General features: G+C 44.1%; 13 protein-coding genes and 1 pseudogene. 10 read left to right on the forward strand and 4 right to left on the reverse strand.

Annotated elements, in window-relative coordinates:
• Positions 1-43 precede the first annotated feature (43 nt).
• Positions 44-1744, forward strand: coding sequence for a serine hydrolase (locus F6K63_RS00175; RefSeq protein ID WP_287310273.1), 1701 nt, complete (start codon positions 44-46; stop codon positions 1742-1744).
• 237 nt (positions 1745-1981) lie between these two features.
• Here F6K63_RS00175 and F6K63_RS00180 read toward each other — a convergent pair whose 3' ends face one another.
• A complete protein-coding gene (locus F6K63_RS00180; protein WP_131827042.1) occupies positions 1982-2179 on the reverse strand; it encodes a hypothetical protein in 198 nt (65 codons plus the stop codon).
• Between the two features lie 8 nt (positions 2180-2187).
• Between F6K63_RS00180 and F6K63_RS00185 the strand changes: the two genes are divergently transcribed.
• Positions 2188-3453: a class I SAM-dependent methyltransferase gene (locus F6K63_RS00185; RefSeq protein ID WP_008187696.1), complete on the forward strand. Its 1266-nt coding sequence runs from the start codon at positions 2188-2190 to the stop codon at positions 3451-3453.
• 19 nt (positions 3454-3472) lie between these two features.
• Positions 3473-3745 carry a hypothetical protein gene (locus F6K63_RS00190; protein WP_008187697.1) on the forward strand — a complete coding sequence of 91 codons (273 nt, stop codon included), beginning with the start codon at positions 3473-3475 and terminating at the stop codon, positions 3743-3745.
• 670 nt (positions 3746-4415) lie between these two features.
• On the opposite strand, the gene F6K63_RS00195 is transcribed toward F6K63_RS00190, so the two are convergent.
• Positions 4416-5240: an SDR family oxidoreductase gene (locus F6K63_RS00195; RefSeq protein WP_008187698.1), complete on the reverse strand. Its 825-nt coding sequence runs from the start codon at positions 5238-5240 to the stop codon at positions 4416-4418.
• A gap of 320 nt (positions 5241-5560) precedes the next feature.
• Here F6K63_RS00195 and F6K63_RS00200 point away from each other — a divergent pair.
• Positions 5561-5743, forward strand: a pseudogene (locus F6K63_RS00200) (transposase); the annotation flags it as partial.
• 539 nt (positions 5744-6282) lie between these two features.
• Positions 6283-6630 carry a hypothetical protein gene (locus F6K63_RS00205; protein ID WP_008187699.1) on the forward strand — a complete coding sequence of 116 codons (348 nt, stop codon included), beginning with the start codon at positions 6283-6285 and terminating at the stop codon, positions 6628-6630.
• Between the two features lie 414 nt (positions 6631-7044).
• Here F6K63_RS00205 and F6K63_RS00210 read toward each other — a convergent pair whose 3' ends face one another.
• Positions 7045-8604: a DUF3084 family protein gene (locus F6K63_RS00210; protein WP_287248559.1), complete on the reverse strand. Its 1560-nt coding sequence runs from the start codon at positions 8602-8604 to the stop codon at positions 7045-7047.
• A gap of 774 nt (positions 8605-9378) precedes the next feature.
• A complete protein-coding gene (locus F6K63_RS00215; protein ID WP_287264851.1) occupies positions 9379-9897 on the reverse strand; it encodes a GUN4 domain-containing protein in 519 nt (172 codons plus the stop codon).
• Between the two features lie 741 nt (positions 9898-10638).
• On the opposite strand from F6K63_RS00215, the gene fraC reads away from it, so the two are divergent.
• The 5 genes from fraC to F6K63_RS00240 all read left to right on the forward strand — a co-directional run bounded on the left by fraC (position 10639) and on the right by F6K63_RS00240 (position 16054).
• Complete coding sequence (gene fraC / locus F6K63_RS00220; RefSeq protein WP_008187702.1) at positions 10639-11199, forward strand: filament integrity protein FraC; 561 nt, start codon at positions 10639-10641, stop codon at positions 11197-11199.
• A gap of 8 nt (positions 11200-11207) precedes the next feature.
• Positions 11208-12308 (forward strand): DUF5357 family protein, encoded by a 1101-nt coding sequence (locus F6K63_RS00225; protein WP_008187703.1) that lies wholly within the window; start codon positions 11208-11210, stop codon positions 12306-12308.
• Positions 12309-12574: 266 nt separating this feature from the next.
• The gene (locus F6K63_RS00230) at positions 12575-14083 is read left to right on the forward strand and encodes a DNA phosphorothioation system restriction enzyme (protein ID WP_008187704.1); all 1509 of its coding nucleotides are present in this window, start codon (positions 12575-12577) and stop codon (positions 14081-14083) included.
• 173 nt (positions 14084-14256) lie between these two features.
• Positions 14257-15375 carry a hypothetical protein gene (locus F6K63_RS00235; protein ID WP_008187706.1) on the forward strand — a complete coding sequence of 373 codons (1119 nt, stop codon included), beginning with the start codon at positions 14257-14259 and terminating at the stop codon, positions 15373-15375.
• Between the two features lie 49 nt (positions 15376-15424).
• Positions 15425-16054 (forward strand): class I SAM-dependent methyltransferase, encoded by a 630-nt coding sequence (locus F6K63_RS00240; protein WP_008187707.1) that lies wholly within the window; start codon positions 15425-15427, stop codon positions 16052-16054.
• The last annotated feature ends 4 nt before the right edge of the window (positions 16055-16058 follow it).

The raw sequence follows: 16058 nt of genomic DNA on the forward strand, positions 1-16058 counted from the left end.
TTACGTCGAAACTTCTGAAATTCACATGAATGGAGAGCAACTAATGGAAGGTCTTAGTGATTTTATTAACCAGAGAATGGAAGAGTGGAAAGTCCCAGGGCTGGCAGTCGCTATTGTTCACGATAGCGAAATCATCTTTTGTGAAGGCTTTGGTTTTAGGGATGTAGAAAAAGGCTTAAAAGTAACCTCTAAAACCCTATTTGCGATTGGGTCTTGCACTAAAGCCTTTACCACAATGGCTATGGGCATCTTGGCTGAGCGAGGAAAATTAGATTGGGATAAACCAGTTCGACATTATCTGCCCACGTTTAAACTATACGATGCCTATGCTAGTGAACACATGACTCTCCGTGACCTGGTCACTCATCGTTCTGGCTTACCCCGTCACGGTTTCATGTGGTATAACAGTCCTTTCACTCGTAAAGAAATAGTTGAGCGCTTACAGTATCTCGAACCTAATCATGAATTGCGGAGTGTCTATCAGTATCAAAATTTGATGTACATGACCGCTGGCTACTTAGTCGGTCAAATTGCCGAGAGCAGCTGGGAAGAATTTGTTCAGCAGGAAATTTTTAATCCTTTGTCGATGGCAGACAGCAATTTTTCCGTTGTCAAATCCCAGGAGACTGAGGATTTTTCCCTTCCTTATCGAGAGAAAGATGACGTAGTTAAAGCCATCCCATTTCGCAATATCGACACTATTGGTCCTGCTGGCTCTATTAATTCCAATGTTACTGATATGGCGAAGTGGCTTCTACTCCATCAAAACCAGGGAAACTATGAGGATAAGCAGATTATCAACCCTGGTATTCTGACTGAGATGTATACACCACAAATCGTGAAGCCGTCATCCCTTGAGTATCCGGAATTCTGGCATTACTCTTATGGATTAGGATGGTTTCTCACTGCCTACCGAGGTCATAATCACGTCCAGCATGGGGGTGGTATTGACGGATTTTCTGCCCTGACAACGTTGATGCCTCAAGATAAAATTGGTGTGGTAGTTCTCACCAATCTCCAAGGAACCCCATTGCCAGATATTATAACTTATCACATTTGCGATCGCTTGCTTGGTCTCGACGAAGTTCCTTGGAATGAAAGGCAGAAGAGTAAGGTTGAGGAAGCTAAACAAGCGGCTGAACAAGGCAAACAGAACACCAAACCACAGCCTAAAACTGGCACTCAACCATCACATCCCCTAGAAGATTACACAGGAGATTTTGAGCATCCCGGATACGGAATAGTTTCCATTGCGCTCAAAGATCAGCAGTTAACGGCAACTTATAATTCCATCGTTGCGGAACTAAAGCACTACCACTATGATAGTTTTGAATTACTATCAGAGGGTTCTGATAATTTTCAACTATTATCATTCTTTAATGACCCCAAAGGAATTATTCAGAGACTGTCCATACCTCTAGAACCGAAGGTGAAGGATATTGTATTTGAACGAATCCCTGACCAAAGCATTTTAACCACTAGTTTTATGGAAAAATTTGTGGGTGAATATGACATTTCTGGTCAATCTATGACTATCTTTATCAAAGATAATAAACTATTTGTGTCATTAGCTGGTCAGCCAGAGATAGAGTTAGTTCGTTACCAAGGAACCGAATTTAATTTTAAGGATTCCCCAGCAGGATATAGTATTAACTTCACTACCGATAATGGTGGGGTTGTGACTCAAGCAGTGATTACTCAACCCAATGGCGTATTCACGGCTAATAAAAAAGTGTCTACGTAAGCTATAGAAAAGGGAGTAGGGAGAATAAAATTGACGTAAGCTATCAGCTATCAGCTATCAGCTATCAGCTATCAGCTATCAGCTATCAGCTATCAGCTATCAGCTATCAGCTATCAGCTATCAGCCTATGCGCACGCTACTTGAGGTGCTAATGCGCTACGCGCACGCTACGCGAACAGCTTTTGAATAAGCGATGCAGCGCCGACCTGCGGGGGTTTCCCCCACTCGCGCTTTGCATCAAGACAACAGGTCAGCATTCGAATAATGCTGAGTTACCTCCCAGCGTCGTTCGCACAGCGTGGCCAAACGCGCACGCGTGGCCGTTCGCGTAGCGTGGCCAAAAGGCCAAAAGGCCAAGGCCAAAGCCTGTGCCACAAAGCTGACTGCTGACTGCTGACTGCTGACTGCTGACTGCTGAATGCTTACCTTCTGCAAGAAGTCTAATGACTAATTTCTTGAATTCAAACCTTCCATCTACTCAACCTCTATCCAAGGTAATTGCTAATCACATTGCTACAGCACCTAACCAGGGAATTACCTTTGCCCAGTACATGGACTTAGCACTATACCATCCACAGCTAGGTTACTACGCTTCTGGTGCAGTTAACATTGGTTCATCAGGAGACTTTTTCACCTCACCTCACTTAGGAAAAGACTTCGGGGAATTACTTGCTGAACAGTTTGCCCAAATGTGGGATATCCTCGGACAACCTAATCCCTTTACCCTGATGGAAGTGGGAGCGGGACAGGGCCTCCTAGCAGCAGATGTTCTAGTTTACTTGCACCAGCACTACCCAGATTGCTATGGTGCGGTAAATTACATCATTGTGGAAAAGGCAACAGCAATGATTGCTCAACAGAAGCAGCTGTTGTTGAAACTAAACCTACCCAGACTCGACAATCACCAGCCCTCGTTACCTGTACGGTGGTGTTCTTGGGAAGAAATACAAGACAATTCCCTGACTGGTTGCTGTTTCTCTAACGAATTGGTTGATGCATTACCGGTACATCAAGTTGTGCTGCAAGCAGGAGATCTCAAAGAAATTTATATCGCAACTGTTGATCAGGATGACGATGACATTAAGTTTGTAGAAGTTTTAGATACCCCTTCTACACCCCAACTGAGAGAGTATTTTGATTTGGTAGGTATTGATTTGTTCTCTGGTTCCTATCCAGAGGGCTATCGCTGTGAGGTGAATCTCGCTGCACTGGATTGGATTAAAACTGTTGCGAAACGGTTAAACCAGGGATTTGTCCTAACGATTGATTATGGCTATCCAGCCCAAAAGTATTATTTGCCAGCCCGTGATCAGGGAACATTACAGTGTTATTATCGCCACCGGCACCACAATAACCCCTATAGTTATATCGGCGAACAAGACATTACGGCTCATGTGGATTTTACTGCCCTAGAGCAACAAGGAGAGTTATGTGGTTTGGGTAAGGTAGGTTTGACCAAGCAAGGGTTGTTTCTAATGGCATTGGGATTAGGCGATCGCATAGCTGCTCTTTCTGAGCCTAGAGAAGGGGGAAATGCGAACGCAACAGCACAGGATGTGATCAAGATTATGCAGCGTCGCCAACGGTTACACCAGTTGATCGATCCAACCGGATTGGGTGGCTTTGGGGTTTTAATTCAAAGTAAGGGATTAACGCCATCAGCAGAAGGGGTGGCCCTTAAGGGGTTGACGGTACCACCGATCAGCTAATAGCGCTGGGAGCGGGGAGATGGGGAGATTTTTATTAAGGGTAATTATCGGTTCTCATAGTAATCAGGTAAACAAGATTTTTTCCCAATTCCCAATTCCCGATTCCCGATTCCCAATTCCCGATTCCCTAAAATCCCAAATCCTACATATCACAACTGAAGTTCCCCCAAAGTTTGAACTACTCGAAACCTCAATCCCAAGCTCTGTGGCGTTCCTAGGCTTGTCGGTACTTATTGCTACTGGGTACAGTCTTATTGAGAATGCTCACAACGTTTATCTGAAGGGCGTTTGAGCGATGCAGAGGTGCGACCCGTGGCGAATTTAATTCGCCTACGGAAAGCGCACCATTACGGTCTTGGGGAGCCAGTGCGGTCTTGGGGGTCTCCCCCATGAGCAACTGGCGTGGTTTCCCCCACTCGCTATTGCATCAAGAAGCGATTTGGTTCTCAAATAAAAATGCGACCAGTGCCTATAGTTGGATTATATTCCAATTGCAGACATACTTCAAGAACCAACATGGGTACACAATTTTTGGGCTCAATCGCTATATCCCTTATGGGGAGAGCTTTTAACTAGTATAGTAGTACAAATGAACGGGGGAACTTCAGTCACAAAAAATTCACACTTGTTTTAGATAGTGTATTTGTTGAATCTTGGCTAGAGGCGATTCATGCACCAATCGCCTCGTTACTTATATTTAGGCTAGTTTTCAGTCAACTAATCCCACCGAGGTAAGCATTCAGCCGTCAGCTGTCAGCCGTGAGCTTAAAATAAACCTCTTTCGTGAGAATTTAATAGTTCGAGATTTTACAGAATTGAAAGTTTGGGGAAAAGCCCATTGCCCATTGCCCATAGGCCCACGCTACGCTAACAGCTTTCCGTACAGAGATTAAACGAAGCTTACCTATGCAAGCTGAAAGCTGATGGCTGATAGCTGAATGCTTACCCACCGAGTAATCAGATTAGAAAATTTTTTCTGGATGAATAAACTGGTAACCTGCATCAATTATCTTTTTATTTGACACTCGGGCATTGTAAGGTCGGGCTTTAGTAACGGATGAATCCCAGGATACGGGGGGTAAGTTGTGCTGTTTAAATACTTTTTCAAGCAATTCTTGATAAGTCAGGATTTGATCATCTACTAGATTATATATCCCTTGCAGTTGGTGAGAACGGACAAATTCTATCCCACCCACTATGTCATCTAGATGAATCCAATTGGTGACTTCTTGACCCGAACCCTCACGAGTAGTACCTGCGAATCGACCAAATATTTTGACTAGTTCCCGCTTCGGACCATAAATTCCTCCCAGACGCAGGATACAAACCTTCAGATTAGGATTGGATGCTGATAGTAATACCTGCTCAGTTTCTGCCAGAATTTCATAATTTGGACTCGCGGGAGCAATCGGTGATGTTTCGTCTACCCAGCCTCCCTGTCGATCACCGTACACAGCATAGCTTCCCGTGTAAATTAGCTGTCGTACCGTAGGAGCGTTTTTGAGCACAGAAACTAAGGTTTGGGCTGTGTCTAAGTAGGCTTCTTGATAGACCTTGCCATTGGCAGCACCCACAGACAGAAGAATAATCTCCTGGTTTTTCACTACCGATTCGAGACCAATAGGGTCGTTTCCTTTAACCACAACCACTCGGTCAGCAATTGTTTCTAGTTCTCGGACCCGCTCAGGGGTAGTAGTGGTTACTGTAGTGGATAACCCTAACTCTTGATGCCAAAGGTGAGCAACAGCACTACCCACGTATCCACAACCAATGATTGCTACATTCATAGCTCGTATGTTTTAAAATTCGATTATTATAAAAAATCTTACCTTCGCGCAAGCTTTACCCGGGTGTATCTCAATGCATGAAATTAGGCAAAAATTCCCGCGCCCCCGCCCCACACTTCCCGCGCCCCCGCCCCACACTCCCCTCCTTTTTTACAAATATGAGATGCACCCGCTTTACCCCTTGGGTCTTTCCTTGAAAACCCCGTCTTTTTCAAGGGGGGATGAAACGTGAGCGTGTAGGGCGGTTTAATTATTTTAGGTCAAGTAGCTGAGACTATTGTTCGCGTAGCGTGGCCAAAGGCCAATAAAATTTACCATAAATTTGTCATTATTTGATCAATAAAACAACTAGTGGAGTAATGGCAGTATTAAATAATAAGATGAAATTGATTATTCGTCAAAGCTATGGGTTTAGAAATTTTTATAATCTGAGGGAAAAGCTGTTAGCTTGCTTGTTTATAGCAATTATCATAGCTATGAGGTACACAATTTCGGGATTTTAGGGAACAGCGGATCTGGGAACAGCGGATCTGAGAAGAGAGAAGAGGGAATAAGGAATAGCGATGCGCTACATCAAGACAGGGAATCAACGTCAAAGAATACTGTACCTCATAACTGCGATAAACGCTATAAATAAGCTTAGCTTATCACCACAGGGACCGAAGAGCCCAATTATTTAAAAATAAGTTAAAAAAACAATAAATTATTGCCCAAATCCTTCCTCCGTAGAGTAAAGTAAAAAGTATCGCCAGAGATAGGGTACTGCGTAATCCTTGCCTAACAATTTGGTCACCTAGGTCGGCTTAGAAGCAAACAACTAGTTAGCTATCAACAGCCGGAGAAACAAGTTACAGCAGGGAATGCGGAAAACTGGGTCAATAAGACCTAAAACCCTTCGGGAGATTTGCCCTAAGTGCTTGGTTGGTATAAACCTATCAGCTTATGGCGAGTCGATGAACCGAGAATCCCCCGTGCGAGCAATCCCTCGCACGGGGGAATGTCAAGATAGAAAAATTTAGCTATCAGCAAGCCCCAAGTCTATATGGCTCGCTACACTCGTTCCATTAAAATCACTATTTCCCTTGATCGTCTTCTACCGTTACTGATTGAGGTTCTAAAATCCTGCCATTTTGAGATTCTCTACGAGAGTGATGACTATATAATGGCAAGAGAGAGTCCGGATAATATATCCTTTACCAAGCTGGTTACAGTGGACGTATTGATTGACAAATCGAAAGCCACTGAGCAACAAGTGCCCATAAATTTTGTCGTCAAAAATGAAGAGTTACCTCTACAGGTTAATAACCATTGTCGGCAAATGTTTGAGCTACTTCAAGAGGCAGTTAATAACAATCCCGATTGGCAAATTGTGGAGGAGCTAGCTACTTAACAAGTAAGTAATCAGTAATCAGTAATCAGCAATCAGCTATCAGCTATCAGCTATCAGCTATCAGCTATCAGCTATCAGCAATCAGCTATCAGCTATCAGCTATCAGCAATCAGCTATCAGCTATCAGCTATCAGCTATCAGCTATCAGCTATCAGCAATCAGCAATCAGCAATCAGCTATCAGCTATCAGCTATCAGCTATCAGCAATCAGCAATCAGCAATCAGCAATCAGCAATCAGCAATCAGCAATCAGCTATCAGCTATCAGTTTTTGAATAGCTTTTGAATAAAAGAGGTTTATTTTAAGCAGCTCAAGTAGCTTGGCCATTCCCGTAGCGTGGCCAACGGCTGACCGCTGACGGCTGAGCGCTGACCGCTGAGCGCTGACCGCTGAATGCTTACGTTAACAACCTAGCTAGTTAACAATAGTTTTAAAAACATCTTCTCCATTGTAGCTCGCTACCAGCTGCATTTTTAAAGGACCAGCTGTGTAGGCAGTTTCTTGCGCAATAGCTTTGACATTAAGGGGTTGACTATACTGCTCCAGCTGCTCAATAAAGTTGGTTAGGGTGGTCAGCCGACCATCTCCGACTTGGATATCACCCAAAATCCCAGCGCGACGAGCACGGAACTCAGAGGCTGCCAACAACTGATCGAGCCGCTTCCGAATTTGCTCATTGGTCATAGTTGAGGGATTAGTTGAGATGGTAGCAAGGACATCACCCCCCTTAAAGACAACCTGATTGAGGGCTGCATCTGCAAATACTTGTATTGATTTTTCCCCCTCAACGTAGTTACCCGCTGAGAGAATTCGCACCACGTAGTCTCTACCATCTTTAATCTGCTGGATTAACTGATCTACTTGTGCTTGAGTAATTTGCACCAGTGGCTCTTGGAAATTACTGCTACTAGCACGGGTAATGTCTACAGCTGTCTTATTAGCTTGGCTCAACAGTTGATCAACAGCTTGATTTACGGCTGTTGGATCGACAATTCGTACTACTCCAGAGGTGAGTACCTGACCACGAAATAAAGCAACATTTCCCTGACGCAGTACTCGATAATTCTGATAGTACTGTTCTAGAATTGCGAGTTCCCGTTTTAAAAAAGCCAGTTGTTTTTCTTGTGATTCAAGTTGTTTATTACGTTTAGCAAGTTGACTCTCCTTTTGTTTAAGTTTTTGTTCAAGTTCTTTAAGTTCTTGTTCGAGTTCTTTTAGGAAAGTTTCACGCTGAGCAATGACTTGATCTCGTTCAGCAATTTTCTGGTCAAATTGTTTTATAGCTTGGTCTTTCTCAGCCAGCTCCTGATCCCGCTGTTGGATCGTTTGGTCTTGTTTGAGGATAGCTTGGTCTCGCTCTTGGATAGCTTGGTCTCGCTCTTGGATAGCTTGGTCTCGCTCCAGCATTTCCTGATCCCGTTTCTTCACCAATTCTTTTAATTGAGTGATTTGGCTCTGGAGTTGGGTAATTTGTTCATTGAGTTGATTCCGCTGTTGGATTAGCAGCTGACGTTCCCTGAGGAGTGACTTAATTTCAGTACGCAGCACCCCAACCTGAGCAGAGACGTCTTTCAGTTGATTTTGAGCCTGTTGGAAATTTCGATTAGTTTCATCCAGACGCTTCTGAACCTCTATTTGCTCTGCTTTGGCCTCGGCTAACTTCTGCTCTACTCGATCTTTCTCATCCTCTAATTGGCTGACCTCCCGGCGAGCACTTCTAAGTTTTTTGAGGATATTATCAAGCTCAAAAATCCCATCTCGTAGAGACTCACTGGTGGCAAACAAAATCCCCAAGGTCGAGGCAGAAATTAAGCCACCGGTGATAATTGTTACTACCGTGGCAGTAGTACGGGGACGTAGATTAAATAAACTCAGCCGTGCTTTTCCTACTCGTGTACCCATGCGATCGCCTAAGGTAGCGAGTAACCCCCCCAACACCAAAATTGAGGCAATCAGGATATAAGCGCTGGTCATCTAAAGCCTCACGGGAGAGTGGAAACTACTATTATTTATGTGGTCATTTATGTGGTGGAGGAAACGCGAGGAGGCGATTTTAACTGCTGTCAAAGTACTACAATAATAGTTATACAAAAAAAACTTTAAGGTTGGCTGGGACTCCCAGTGGTGGGAAATTCCACTGAAAAGACAATCAATCGAAATGATTGATTGGCTACAGCCACGTAGTCTAGTTTTAGCCCCTGCAAGCAAAGGCTTTAAGGCTAGTGAATCAAACCACATACTTACAAACCACATACTTACAAACCACATACTTAAAGGTAACCTCAACCCCCACCACCGTGAGAGAGTAGCGGTAATTGGCACTGCCTGATGGACTGCAAGCCTATTGGTTTTACGGAAGGTGAGGTTGATGTGGTTGTTTCGAGCAATGGCTAACATTTGTTAGTTAACTCCTCCGAAGAATCTGCGCCTATGGAAGAGCGCAGAGTTTCAATACTGCATTGTTGTCTATCCAGATACAGCCTATCTCATAGCTGTAGAGAATTATGTTTATTTATGGTAAACTACCCAAAAGATTTATCGACTTCCAGCACCAGCAGTAGGGCATGGGGAGTAACCCATAGACTAACAAATCATCCCTAGTTTGTACAAAGCGCGCTCCAAACAATAGACCTGGTAGTTTTGAGTTATCAAACTAACCTTGAAATCCCTAAAATGTTTATAGAATTCGTAGCAAATATTTTTGTTTAAAATTTTTGTTTAAAGAATTATTTCCTTGGGCTGTAACGCTTATATGCTACACTCTACAAGTCTTTGCATAAATGAAGTATACCACGCCTCACACCCTACCCGAGATAACCACACGATACCGGATACAGACCGATGATTACTCCAGATGAATGCCATACAGACGGGTAGGTGTCCCATCTGGGCATCTAGATTCCATTTGATTTTACTATAGGCTATCCAATCTCCCCTCACTCTCCAACCGATGCGTTCACCTAGCCTGACGCAGTCTCCTGCCACCTCTTGATAAATGGACTGCTGAACACTAAGCCCAAAGTGTCCTTGGCTGTATCTTACCCAAAGTTGGTCAATGGTCAGCAGGTCAGCACAGGGAAATGTTTTGAGCGACTCTATATCTAGCCATTTTTCAGCTTCTCGACCTGCTGCTTCCAAGAGTACCCTGGCTGTCTCTAGGTCAGCTTCTTTCCACTTGCCTGCTGCTAGTAAGTCTCGCAGTTTAGTGTAGTCTACTCCTTTTTCAGAACGCAGTTTGAGTTCAGGTTCATAGTGATTTCGTGTCATAGGTTTGCGCTATGGTGATGGGAGTTGATCTGCAAAGATACAGTAAAGATAAAGTTTTGGCTTGTCTGTCAGGTGTGGGGTACACCCATCAACCATAGCATTGCCCCAGGAGTCAACTACCAGACACTGACGGCAAAGCCATAGAGCAATAATCGAGAAATTATAGGTATTAGGCTAATCGTATTAGGTATGAGCTACAACAGGGGCACTTGAGCACCTCCGTCCTAAGAGAGCTAGCCAAGTTTCAACAGAACCCTAAACCCTAGAGCCTAAACCCTAAATTATGTTCGCGAAGGGTGACGGCAGGTCAAACAGGTATCTAAAAAACAAAATATGTAACAAAATGCGATCGCTTAGCGGCGACCTAGGAGCATCGCGTAGCGTGGCCTACGGTCAATCGCATCTTTACAGATGTTCCTTGTAGTGCTTCAATGTATAGCCTGTGGTTAAGGAGTTTAACAGGAAACCCGCCCGAAGAGGCTTAGGGGTAACACCCCTCATTCAAATTAACTACCAGTATCCGAAAATTACTGGTAGTCTAATTTAATGAACATTAGACCTGCTCCCGTTTAGTTGCTCCATTTCTGTTGACGGTTGGCACTAAATAAGCAACTATAAAGTGTCAACATAAGGTGTCAACATAAAGTGTCAACAAAACCAAGTTTCACCGAATCGTGCAGGTAAAATGTGGCTCAAACGGGTTTTTAATGCAAATTCTTACGTTGGAGCAAACTTAAAATTATGGCACCTGTATGGCCCCTAAAGACGGTCGTGTTTCAAACTCTCTTCCTGCTGGTGGTAATTGCGGTGGAAGGGATAGTCTTACAACGAGGGCTAAAACTCAACCGCAAAACCAGCATGCAGCAAGCAGCATCGATTAATCTACTTTCCACTATTGTAGGTTGGTGCTGTTTTTTTGCCCTTCACGACCAACTCCCTACGGAATTTCAAGGCCAGATGATTAGTTATATCTTTTTCGATCACTTTTCAGAGGATAAGCCTGACAATTTTTATACTCTTATTGCTATGAGTGTGATCACAATTTTCTTTCTTTCCTTTATTATTAAGCTGGCAGGGCTGAGGTTACTCAAAATCTTTTTAGAACTAGCTGAAGATCAGGCAACTGGTTCCACATCGGCTTCCGACGAGGAAAAGTCATTATCCTTGAGGCGCTCTGGTCAGAGAGGATCGGGTGGGGAAAATCGAGCTATGGTCGTCCTCATTGCTAATTCCTGTAGCTATAGCGCTATCTTACTGCTTTTGTTTCTGCGTTTCCTTTATGTCAACCCCATTAGTGGATAACTAGCGTCGTGAAATTTTTCACATCCCTATTCGAATTTGTCATTGGCTTAGCGGTGGTAGACTGGGTGGTAAAGGTACTGAAACCTCCCAAGGCATTTTCCTGGCAGGCTCTAATGTGGCTAACTGTGTTTTCCTATGTAATGGCAGGGTTAGCCACGGGATTTGTACAACGGCTGATAGCAAGCTGTGGTGGTATTTTGTTTATTTTATTTGTCTACTGGGTAACGGCAGCGGCGGCTAAGCTAAGAATTGCCAAGAAGAACAAAGACGCCAAGACAGGCTTGCCCCTGGGTCCCTGGATTACCGGCGCATTAACTAGTATTTATCTATTCGGCATCAATTTAAACCTTGGAGAATACCAGCCCGAAATTCAGGGTATCAGTACCTATTTATTCGGCATCGACTCAAGGGACGTATCATCCTGGACGTTCATTAGTTGGCCATTGATATCAGCCGTAATTGCGACTTTACCTTATATTTTAGCAGTAAGATTGGAGCTAAAAAAACCATCTCCAGCAGAACGTCAATATCTAGTTATATTATTCGGTAGCCAGCTCTTGATTAGCTGCTGGATACAGTTTTATTTCGTGATTCAAAACTGGCTAGTGCAATATCCTAGCTTACTGAGTGATGATTTTATCCATAGTTCCTTTGTCTGGAAATTGCCCTCTGCCCAAGTCACTATGCTATCTAGAGGTGTATCGATATTAGAGGGGATGGAAGTTCAATTGAAAGAAGAGTTGAATGCAAAATCTTGGTCAGAGGTTGAGAAATCCCTGCTTAAGGTAAATCACCAAAAGTTACTGAAGGAGATTGAATATCAAGCCAAGCAAAGCTCACCGGTTGCTGAAGATCCTCTATGGAAAGTAACCTATAAATTTTCATCCAGGGAGTCTGGGTATGACTATAACTTAGACTTGCAGGCCAATTGGAACGGTCCCCGTTCAAGCCCTGACACCAAACCTGAGTATTATTCCTTCACCAAGTCTTGTCGAATTAAGCAGGTGGATGGGCGATCAGGGTTAGGTTCTCAAGCAATTGGTAATGTGGAATGCCAACCCTCTAGGACAGGGGAAATTGAGGTGTTTGCTGACCAAGGAAAACGGTAAAAAGTAAAATTAAAAAGACTTGCTTACATCAAAATAGAAAATAGCAACTAGGAAATAGCAACTAGGAAATCTAGGATTTATAAATAGGACACGAACAATATTGCTGATTTTTAAGAACACAAAAAAATCCTCCAAGCTCTTTCCTACTGCTCCCTACTCCCTGCTCCCTGCTCCCTTGTTACTTTAATCCTATGTTCACAACTCAAATAAAAATGCTATAGCAAATACTAAATACCAATTATCAAATAACAAAAGACCAATGACCAATGAGGAACAACAAATTCCCATTCGTGGTATCAGAGGACTGGGAAAGTGTAGCAGCACGAGGATACTATCAGCCCTCCCCTAACATCACAGTAGCTGAATCGGGGGGAGCTTACCAATTACCGCTCTCCTTTGAGACTCACTCACCCAAGGGATGCCCTAGGATACCACCGGATATTCAGCTGCGGCAGTATCAGCGGCAAGCGGTGGCAAATTGGTTTGCCCATCGGGGACGAGGAACCCTGAAAATGGCAACGGGTAGTGGTAAAACTATTACTGCTTTAGCGATCGCAACGGAACTGTATCAAAAAATTGGTTTACAGCTGTTGCTGGTAGTTTGCCCTTACCGCCACTTGGTCACCCAGTGGGCAAGAGAATGCGAACACTTTAATCTAGAACCGATATTAGCCTTCGAGAGTGTCTACAGCTGGCAGAGTCAACTATCTGCCCAGCTATACAACCTCCAGGTTGGGAAACAATCGTTTATTACCATAATCACTACCAATTCTACCCTGATCAAGGAGGGTTTCCAGTCTCAGCTGAAGTATTTTCCTGAAAAAACCCTGATAGTGGGAGATGAAGCCCATAATTTCGGGACTACCCGCATCGAAAAGAGTTTACCCCGTAACATTGGACTGCGCCTTGGTCTGTCAGCTACACCGGAACGGTATTTTGATGAAGCTGGAACAGAAGCATTGTTTGACTATTTTGGTTCGGTATTACAACCAGAACTGACCTTAGCCGATGCTATTCGCCAAGGAGCGCTAGTGCGTTACCTCTACTATCCGGTGTTCGTGGAATTAACAGAGGCGGAAAATATTGCCTATGCTAAGTTAACTCAACGGATTGGTTGGGCATTAGGGGAAGCAGACGATATAGAAAATGACACTACTTTAACATCGTTATTGATGCAACGAGCTCGGTTAGTTGGGGCGGCGGCAAACAAGTTAAGGGCGTTGCAGCGGTTAATGGCTAAGCGACTGAACACCTACCATACCTTGTTTTATTGTGGGGATGGTTCGGTAGATGGGCAAGTGAGTAATGAAAGCAACCGTCAGTTAGCAGCAGTAACCCAGTTACTAGGTTCTCAACTGGGGTATCGGGTCAACACGTACACTGCCCAGACACCGTTGGCAGAACGGGAGGAATTACGTCGTCAATTTGAGCGGGGGGAGTTGCAGGGGTTAGTAGCAATTCGATGTTTGGATGAAGGGGTGGATATTCCATCCATTGAAACTGCGGTAATTCTGGCAAGTAGTAGCAATCCCCGCCAATTTATTCAGCGGCGGGGGCGAGTGTTGCGACCGCACCCAGGTAAGGAACGGGCAACGTTATTTGACATGATTGTTTTGCCCCCAGATTTGGGACGGGAAACTTGGGAAGTGGAACGGAGTTTGTTGAAAAAGGAATTGAAGCGATTTTTGGAGTTTGCTGAGTTGGCGGATAATGCTGGGCAGGCCAGGGTAAAATTGCTGGAAATTCAGCAGCGCTATGGAGTGCCAGATTGCTAATTGCCAAGAATGCGATTGGGGGGTTGTGAGAGTGGCTTTATGATTGTCGCTAATTTTTCCCCCATGCCCCCTGCTCCCTGTCCCCCTGCTATTTGAGAAAAGGTACATATGCGAACCGGATTTGGTATAATCTCTAAGTTTCGCCTATATACGCCCATAGATGATGATTTAAGATGAACATTCCCTCGATTTGTAGCTATAACGAATGGGACCCTCTCGAAGAAATAATTGTGGGAACTATTGACGGGGTTACAGCCCCTGTTTTAACCCATGACATAAAAACCTTCATACGAAAGGACTATTGGAGCTTCTATCGAGAGCATGGGGGGAAACCCTACCCCACAGAATTGGTGAAGAAAGCCGCCAAAGCTCTAGATAACCTTCAAGAAGTGCTTGAAGGAGAAGGTGTCATTGTACGACGACCAGAAGCTGTTGATTATGCCCATCATATTTTTAAAACACCTTATTTTACATCAGCGGGATTCTTTAATGCTGATGTGAGGGATGTCTTGCTTGTTGTGGGCGAGGAAATCATCGAAGCGCCTATGTCTCAAAGATGCCGCTATTTCGAGTTCTTGCGCTATCGTCCCCTGATTCAGGAATATTTCCAGCAGGGAGCAGGCTGGACAGCGGCTCCCAAGCCCAAAATGTCTGATGCCCTCTACGATTGGGACTATCCTGAAGAAGATATGGCCTTTTTCCGGGGGGAATCTGGTGTACCAGATAGCGTTGGTCCTTTGAATGGGCGCTTCATTACTACCGAGTCAGAACCTTGCTTCGATGCAGCTGATTTCACTCGCTTCGGCAGAGACATCTTGGCACAGAGGAGCCACGTCACCAACGACTTGGGAATTCAGTGGATGCAGAGGCATCTTGGCTCGGAGTACCGAGTCCACACAGTCAAGTTCCGTGATCCAGCTCCCATACATATGGATGCAACTTGGGTTCCCATCGGCGAAGGGCGTGTCTTGTCTTGCCCTGACCGTCCGTGCATCTCACCGGATATCCTAGAGATGTTTAAGCAGGGAGGATGGGAAATTCTTTATCCTCCCAGGGGCGTAGCAAACGCCGAATTTCATATGTCCAGCCGCTGGCTTTCTATGAATATTCTGATGATTGATCAGGAGCGAGTGGTTGTGGAGAAGAGTGAGGAACCAACGATTAAGTTTTTTAAAGAGATAGGCTTAAAGCCAATTTTAGTGGACTTTAAAGACCATTATGTTTTTGGAGGTGGGTTACATTGTGCAACTTGTGATGTACGCAGGCGTGGTATGTTGAAATCCTACTTTTAAATTTGGGTAGTTTCAATATGCAGCGAGCATAGCTAGTTAAGGAACAAAATTGGATACCAAGCAACAAAATTGGATACAAAAAAAAGCCATTTATACTCCCGATCAATTGAGCGTTAATGGTGTCGAAGTAATGCAGGACTGGGAAATTCCGTATATGAAGAAGTTGGCTTCAATCGCAACTTCAAATGGCGGACAAGTACTAGAATTAGGCTTTGGACTTGGATTATCAGCAGGTTTTATTCAAGACTCCCCCGACATTGAGAAACATACGATCCTTGAAGCCCACCCAGATGTACGCGAATTCGCGCAACAAAAATTCCCTGAAGCCTTGAGGATAGGTAGGATGGAAATTGTCCCAGGTTTTTGGCAAGAGGTTAGTTCACGTTTTGATGATGAGAGTTTTGATGGGATTCTGTTTGATACTGTCCCACTAACTCCAGAGGATGCAGGAAGTTTCCACCAACACGATTTTTTTAAGGAAGCGGGTCGGTTACTCAAAAAAAATGGAACATTTACTTATTTTTCACGGGTTGCCACTGAAATACCAGAAGCACATCAAAAACTATTGCAAGAAGCTGGCTTTTCCAAGATCGATTTTGAGGTTGTTGATGTAAATCCACCCCTACCTTCTCAGTATTGGGACTACAAAACAATCGGAGCTCCCATCATTAAGAAATGACCCT

The organism is Moorena sp. SIO1G6, from assembly GCF_010672795.1.
Lineage (GTDB): Bacteria > Cyanobacteriota > Cyanobacteriia > Cyanobacteriales > Coleofasciculaceae > Moorena > Moorena producens.

Coding starts and splice junctions, on each gene's coding strand:
- F6K63_RS00195 (WP_008187698.1), bottom strand. CDS start 5,240: ATGAATGTAGCAATCATTGGTTGTGGATACGTGGGTAGTGCTGTTGCT.
- F6K63_RS00205 (WP_008187699.1), top strand. CDS start 6,283: ATGGCTCGCTACACTCGTTCCATTAAAATCACTATTTCCCTTGATCGT.
- F6K63_RS00190 (WP_008187697.1), top strand. CDS start 3,473: ATGGGGAGATTTTTATTAAGGGTAATTATCGGTTCTCATAGTAATCAG.
- F6K63_RS00235 (WP_008187706.1), top strand. CDS start 14,257: ATGAACATTCCCTCGATTTGTAGCTATAACGAATGGGACCCTCTCGAA.
- F6K63_RS00210 (WP_287248559.1), bottom strand. CDS start 8,604: ATGACCAGCGCTTATATCCTGATTGCCTCAATTTTGGTGTTGGGGGGG.
- F6K63_RS00175 (WP_287310273.1), top strand. CDS start 44: ATGGAAGGTCTTAGTGATTTTATTAACCAGAGAATGGAAGAGTGGAAA.
- fraC (WP_008187702.1), top strand. CDS start 10,639: ATGGCACCTGTATGGCCCCTAAAGACGGTCGTGTTTCAAACTCTCTTC.
- F6K63_RS00215 (WP_287264851.1), bottom strand. CDS start 9,897: ATGACACGAAATCACTATGAACCTGAACTCAAACTGCGTTCTGAAAAA.
- F6K63_RS00230 (WP_008187704.1), top strand. CDS start 12,575: ATGAGGAACAACAAATTCCCATTCGTGGTATCAGAGGACTGGGAAAGT.
- F6K63_RS00185 (WP_008187696.1), top strand. CDS start 2,188: ATGACTAATTTCTTGAATTCAAACCTTCCATCTACTCAACCTCTATCC.